We start from the raw sequence: 5885 nt of genomic DNA, 5'->3' as shown, positions 1-5885 counted from the left end.
CTCCGCCGTCAACCCCGCACGACCCACGTACCCACGCGCCACACCCACACCCGCGATGTACAACTCACCCGGCACGCCGACCGGAACCGGCCGCAGCCGCTCGTCGAGTACGTAGACGTCCGTCCCGGTCACGGGGCGGCCGATGCCCGGCACGCTGCCGACGGGGCCGTCCGCGACTCCGGCGACGGAGTAGATCGAGGTTTCGGTGGGCCCGTAACCGTTCGTCAGGTCCCACGCCACCTCGCGCACCGTGTCCGCGAGCGAGGCGGAAATCGCCTCACCGCCCATCAGCACCCGAAGCCCGGCGAACGCCAACGGCTGCTCGGAGGCGAGAGCCTGACAGAACGTCGGCGTCGCCTGCAGGAACGTCGCACCCGACGAATCGATCAACCCCGCCAACCGCGCCGGATCGAGGACCGTCTCCCGCTCCACCAGCACCAACCGCGCGCCCGCCAGCAACGGCACGAAGATCTCCACGTTCGAGATGTCGAACCCGAACGTCGTCACCGCCAGGAACCGCGCACTCGGCGTCACCTCGAACCGCTCACCCATGTCCGCGAGCACGTTCTCCAGACCACCCCGGGTCACCACCACACCCTTCGGACGACCCGTCGACCCCGACGTGTAGAGCACGTACGCCACCGCCGACGACGGCACCACCACCGGCGGCCACTCACCGTCCACCGGCGCCGGCAACGCATCCACCAGCAGGACCTCGGCGTCACCCAGGGGCAGTGCGGGCCGGACCTCCGACGTGGTGATCACGCAGGTCGGCCGGGCGTCGTAGAGGATGTACGAGATCCGGTCGGCCGGCAGCGTCGGGTCCACCGGCACATAGCCGGCACCCGCCTTCAACACCGCCCAGAGCGCCACCACCAGGTCCACCGACCGCGACAGCGCCACCGCCACCAGACCGTCCGCACCCACCCCGGACGCCACCAGCACCCGCGCCAACCGGTCGGCGCGCTCCGCGAGTTCGCGGTACGTCACCTGCTCCCACCCGCACACCACCGCCACCGTCTCCGGCGACCGCGCAGCCTGCGCCTCCAACAACCCCACCACACCCACCGACGACTGCGCCGCCGCCGCACCCCGACCCCACGACTCCACCACCAACGCACGCTCCGCCGCATCCAGCAGGTCGAGCGAGGCGAGTTCGCGGTCGGGGGCGGCCGCGACGAGTTCCAGGAGGTTCGTCAGTCGGCCGGCCAGGGCGGCGACGGTGGCGGCGTCGAAGAGGTCGAGCGCGTAGTCGATGTCACCCGCGATGCCGGCCGGGTGGCCTTCGGCGTCGAAGGTCTCGTGCAGGTCGAAGGTCAGGTCGAACTTGGCGACGCCGCTGGCGAACTCCTCGACGGAGGGGGTGATGCCGGGCAGGTCGAGGTCGGGCTCCGGGGCGTTCTGCAGGAGCAGCATGGTCTGGAACAGCGGGTGGCGGGCCAGCGAGCGCTCCGGGTTGAGCACCTCCACCAGCCGCTCGAACGGCACGTCCTGGTGCGCGTACGCCGACAGGTCGTGCTCACGCACCCGCTTCACCAGCTCACGGAAGCTCGGGTTCCCCGAGGTGTCCGTCCGCAGCACCAGCGTGTTCACGAAGAACCCGACCAGCTCGTCCAACGCCTCGTCGGTCCGCCCCGCCACCGCCGTACCCAGCGGAATGTCGGTCCCCGCACCCAGCCGGGTGAACAGGGTGGCGAGGGCCGCCTGGAGCACCATGAAGAGGCTGGCGCCGCTGTCCCGGGCGAGGTCCGCGAGGGCGCGGTGGGTGGCGGCGTCCAGCTGCCAGGGCAGCCGCTCGCCGCGGTAGGAGGCCACGGCCGGGCGCTGGCGGTCGGCGGGCAGCTCCAGCACCTCCGGCAGACCCGCCAACGCCTCACGCCAGTAAGCGAGCTGACGCGACGCCACCGACTCCGGATCGTCCTCCGCCCCCAACACCTCACGCTGCCACAACGCGTAGTCCGCGTACTGCACCGGCAGCACGTCCAACTCACGCCCCAGATAAGCGGCTTCCAGATCCCGCAGCAGCGGCGCCAACGACCACCCGTCACCCGCGATGTGGTGCAGCACCAACAGCAGCACACACTCCTCCGGCGCCACCCGGAACACCACCGCCCGCAACGGCAGCTCGGTGGACAGGTCGAAGCGGCGGGCGGCCTCGGCGGCGAGTTCGTCGGCGAGCTTGGCCTCGTCCGCCTCGCGGATCAGCAGCTCGACGGAGACGTCCAGCGGGTCGAGCACCAGCTGGCGGGGTTCGCCCTCCCGCTCGGGGAAGACCGTGCGCAGCGCCTCGTGCCGCATCACCACGGCGTTCAGCGAGCTTTCCAGCAGCGGGAGTTCGAGTTCGCCGCGGAGGCGGACGGCGACCGGGATGTGGTAGGTGCCGGCGTCCGGGTCGAGGCGGTCGAGGAACCACAGGCGGCGCTGGGCGAAGGAGAGCGGGAGGTGCTCGGGCCGGTCCATCGGGCGCAGCGCGGCGCGGGCCTGGCCGGCGCCGTCGAGGGCGCGGGCCAGGCGGGCGACGGTGGAGTGCTCGAAGACGGCGCGGATCGGGAGTTCCACGTCGAGGGCGGAGCGCACCCGGCTGACCAGGCGGGTGGCGAGCAGCGAGTGACCGCCGAGCTCGAAGAAGTCGTCGTCGATGGAGACCCGGGGGACGGCGAGGATCTCGGCGAAGACCCGGCAGAGGATCTCCTCGCGGGGCGAGCGCGGGCCGCGTCCGGTGCCGCCGCCGGTCTGCACGGTGGGGGCGGGCAGGGCGCGCTTGTCGAGCTTGCCGTTGGCGGTGAGCGGCAGCACGTCGAGCGCCACGAAGGCGGCCGGGACCATGTACTCGGGCAGTCGGCCCGCCGCGTGGGCGCGCAGGTCGGCGGCGTCGCCGACCACGTAGGCGACCAGTTGCCTGTCGCCGGGGCGGTCCTCGCGGACCACGACGGCGACCTGCTCGACCTGCGGGTGGTCGGCGAGCACGGTCTCGATCTCGCCGAGCTCGATCCGGTAGCCGCGGATCTTCACCTGGTCGTCGACCCGGCCGGCGAACTCGAGGTCGCCGTCGGCACGCCAGCGGACCAGGTCGCCGGTGTGGTACATCCGGGTGCCGGGCTCGCCGAACGGGTCGGCGACGAAGCGGTGCGCGGTCAGGCCGGGGCGGGCGGCGTAGCCGCGGGCCAGGCAGGTGCCGGCGATGTACAGCTCGCCGACCACGCCGGGCGGGACGGGCCGCAGCGCGTCGTCGAGCACGTACAGGCGGGTGTTCCACATGGCGCGGCCGAGGGTGAGCACCTCGCCGGGGATCTCGTCGTCGGGTTCGACGGCGAGCGAGGTGCAGCCGACGGTGGTCTCGGTCGGGCCGTACTCGTTGAGCACCCGGACGCCGGGGTGCTCCTGGCGCCAGGCGTCGAGGTGGGAGCCGGGCAGGGGCTCGCCGCCGAGGACGAGTTCGGCGGTGGGCGAGAACTCGGCGGGCAGCGCGCGCAGCAGGGCGAGGTGGCTGGGGGTGCCCTTGAGGAAGGCGATGCCGCCCTCGGGCACGGTGCCCTCGGGGTCGGGCAGGCCGTCGGTGAACCGGGTGAGGTGGACGCTGCCGCCGGAGATCAGCGGGGCGTACAGGCCGGTGACGGTGAGGTCGAAGGAGACCGGGGAGTGCAGCAGGGTGCTGCGCTGTGCGGCCGGGTAGACCTCGCACGCCCACAGCAGGTAGTTCACCACGGCCTGGTGCTCGACCAGCACGCCCTTGGGGCGGCCGGTGGAGCCGGAGGTGTAGATGACGTACGCGGGGTGGCCGGGCAGCAGCGGGGCGGTGCGGTCGGCGTCGGTCAGCGGGCGGTCGGACTGGGCGGCGGTCTCGGCGGCGAGCGCGGGGTCGTCGAGCAGCAGCAGTTCGGGGCCGCCGGCCGGGAGGGCGCCGGACGTCTCGGCGGTGGTGAGGACGCAGACCGGCGAGGTCTCCTCGAACATGCCGGCGATCCGCTCGGTGGGGTGCGCGGGGTCGAGCGGCAGGTAGCCGGCGCCGGTCTTCAGCACCGCGAGCAGGGCGACCACCAGGTCGGCGCGCTGCGGCAGGGCGAGCGCGACCATCCGCTCCGGTCCGGCGCCGCGGGCGACCAGGACGCGGGCCAGGCGGTTGGCGCGGGCGTGCAGCTCGCGGTAGTCGAGCCGGGTGGCACCGTGGCCGACGGCGAGCGCGTCCGGGTGCTCGGCGGCGGCGCTCTCCAGCAGCGCGGTGAGGGTGGTGGTCGGGACCGGCCGCTCGGTGCGGTTCCACTCGGTGAGCACCCGGTGGAGTTCCTCGCCGGAGAGCAACCCGAGTTCGGCGATCGGCAGTTCGGGGGTGTCGGCGGCGGTCTCCAGGGTGCGGTGCAGCCAGTCGGCGAGCCGCTGGGCGGTCTCCTGGTCGATCACGTCGGGCCGGTAGTCCAGCCGGAAGGTCAGCCGCTCGCCGGGCATGCCGACCAGGCTGAGCGCGAAGTGGGTGGCGTCCCGGGCGTCGACCTCGGTGATCTCCAGCCCGTCGGCCAGCTTCGGCGCGCCCTCGGCCCCGAGCGGGAAGTTCTCGAACACCGTGGTGGTGTCGAAGAGTTCGCCGAGGCCGGCGCCGGTCTGGATGGCGGCGAGCTGCACGTGCTGGTGCGGGGTCAGCCCGCTCTGGTGGTCCTGCAGCACGGTGAACAGCTCGGCCAGCGTCGCCCCGGGCTGCCAGGTCACGCGCACCGGCAGGGTGTTGATCAGCAGGCCGACGATGGTCTCGACGCCGGGCAGCTCCGGCGGGCGGCCGGAGACGGTGCCGCCGAACACCACGTCCGACCGGCCCAGGTGGCGGCCGAGTACCAGGCCCCAGGCGGCCTGCGCCAGCGTGTTGACGGTCCAGCCGTGCCGACGGCCGGTCGCCGCCAGCCGCTCGGTCAGCTCCTCGGACAGCTCGATGTGCACCGGCCGCGGGATCACCGGCGCGGCCGCCTGCTTGCCGCTGGCGACCAGCGTCGGCTCGGCCAGTCCGGCCAGCTCCCGCTGCCAGGCGGCGAGGGCGGCCGGTTCGTCCTGCTGGGACAGCCAGGCCAGGTAGTCGCGGTACGGAACGGCGCGACGCAGCCCGCTCGCGTCGCCCGCGCGCTCGTACAGCTCGAACAGGTCGTCCAGCAGGACCGGCACCGACCAGCCGTCGACCAGGATGTGGTGGATCGTCAGCAGCAGCCGGTGCCGCTCTCCGGGCAGCGCGGCCAGGGTGAAGCGCAGCAGCGGCGGGCGACTCATGTCGAAGCGCCGGACCCGGTCCGCGTCGGCCAGCTCGCCGAACGCCGCGTCCGCCTGCTCGCCGCGTCCGCTCAGGTCCACCTCCCGCCAGGGGGTGCGCACCTGCCGCCGGACCACCTGCAGCGGACGGTCGACGCCCTTGTGCCGGAAGCCCGCCCGCAGGTTGGCGTGCCGGGCGACCAGTGCCTCCGCCGAGAGCCGCAGGCGCTCGGTGTCGAGCGGCCCGCTCAGCTCCACGGTCAGCTGCACGGTGTAGACGTCCGGCCCCTGCGCGTCGTACAGCGCGTGGAAGAGGAAGCCTTCCTGCAGCGACGACAGCGGGAGCACGTCCTCGATCGCCGACTTCTTCATGTGCCGATACCTTTCCGAACTGTCAGTGAAGAGAGGGGACTTCGAGGCGTGGCTCAGTGGCCGGGCAGGTCGTCGTCCTCATCGACCTCGCCGAAGTGGTCGAACTCGTCGTCGTAGTCGTCCTCTTCCTCCTCCAGCAGCTCGATGTGGTGCTGGGAGAGGCTGACCAGACTCAGGTCGGACGGGGTGAAGCCACCCGCGTCCGGGTTCTCCGCGTGGGTGTGGATCGCGCGCAGCGCCTGCTGCCACAGCTCGGCCAGGCGCTCGACCTCCGCGCGGTCGAAGAG

General features: G+C 73.0%; 2 protein-coding genes. Both read right to left on the bottom strand.

The genetic code is table 11. The features are described 5' to 3' along the window. Positions 1-5598: amino acid adenylation domain-containing protein (locus tag AB0K51_RS34430; protein WP_363462173.1), on the bottom strand; the 5598-nt coding region annotated here is incomplete at its 3' end. Positions 5599-5651: 53 nt separating this feature from the next. Then, positions 5652-5885: hypothetical protein (locus tag AB0K51_RS34425; RefSeq protein WP_363462171.1), on the bottom strand; the 234-nt coding region annotated here is incomplete at its 5' end.

It is taken from the genome of Kitasatospora sp. NPDC049285, assembly GCF_040678815.1.
Classification (GTDB): Bacteria; Actinomycetota; Actinomycetes; order Streptomycetales; family Streptomycetaceae; genus Kitasatospora.
Note: the sequence above shows the minus strand (reverse complement) of the source record. Positions and strands in the feature narration are given on the sequence as shown.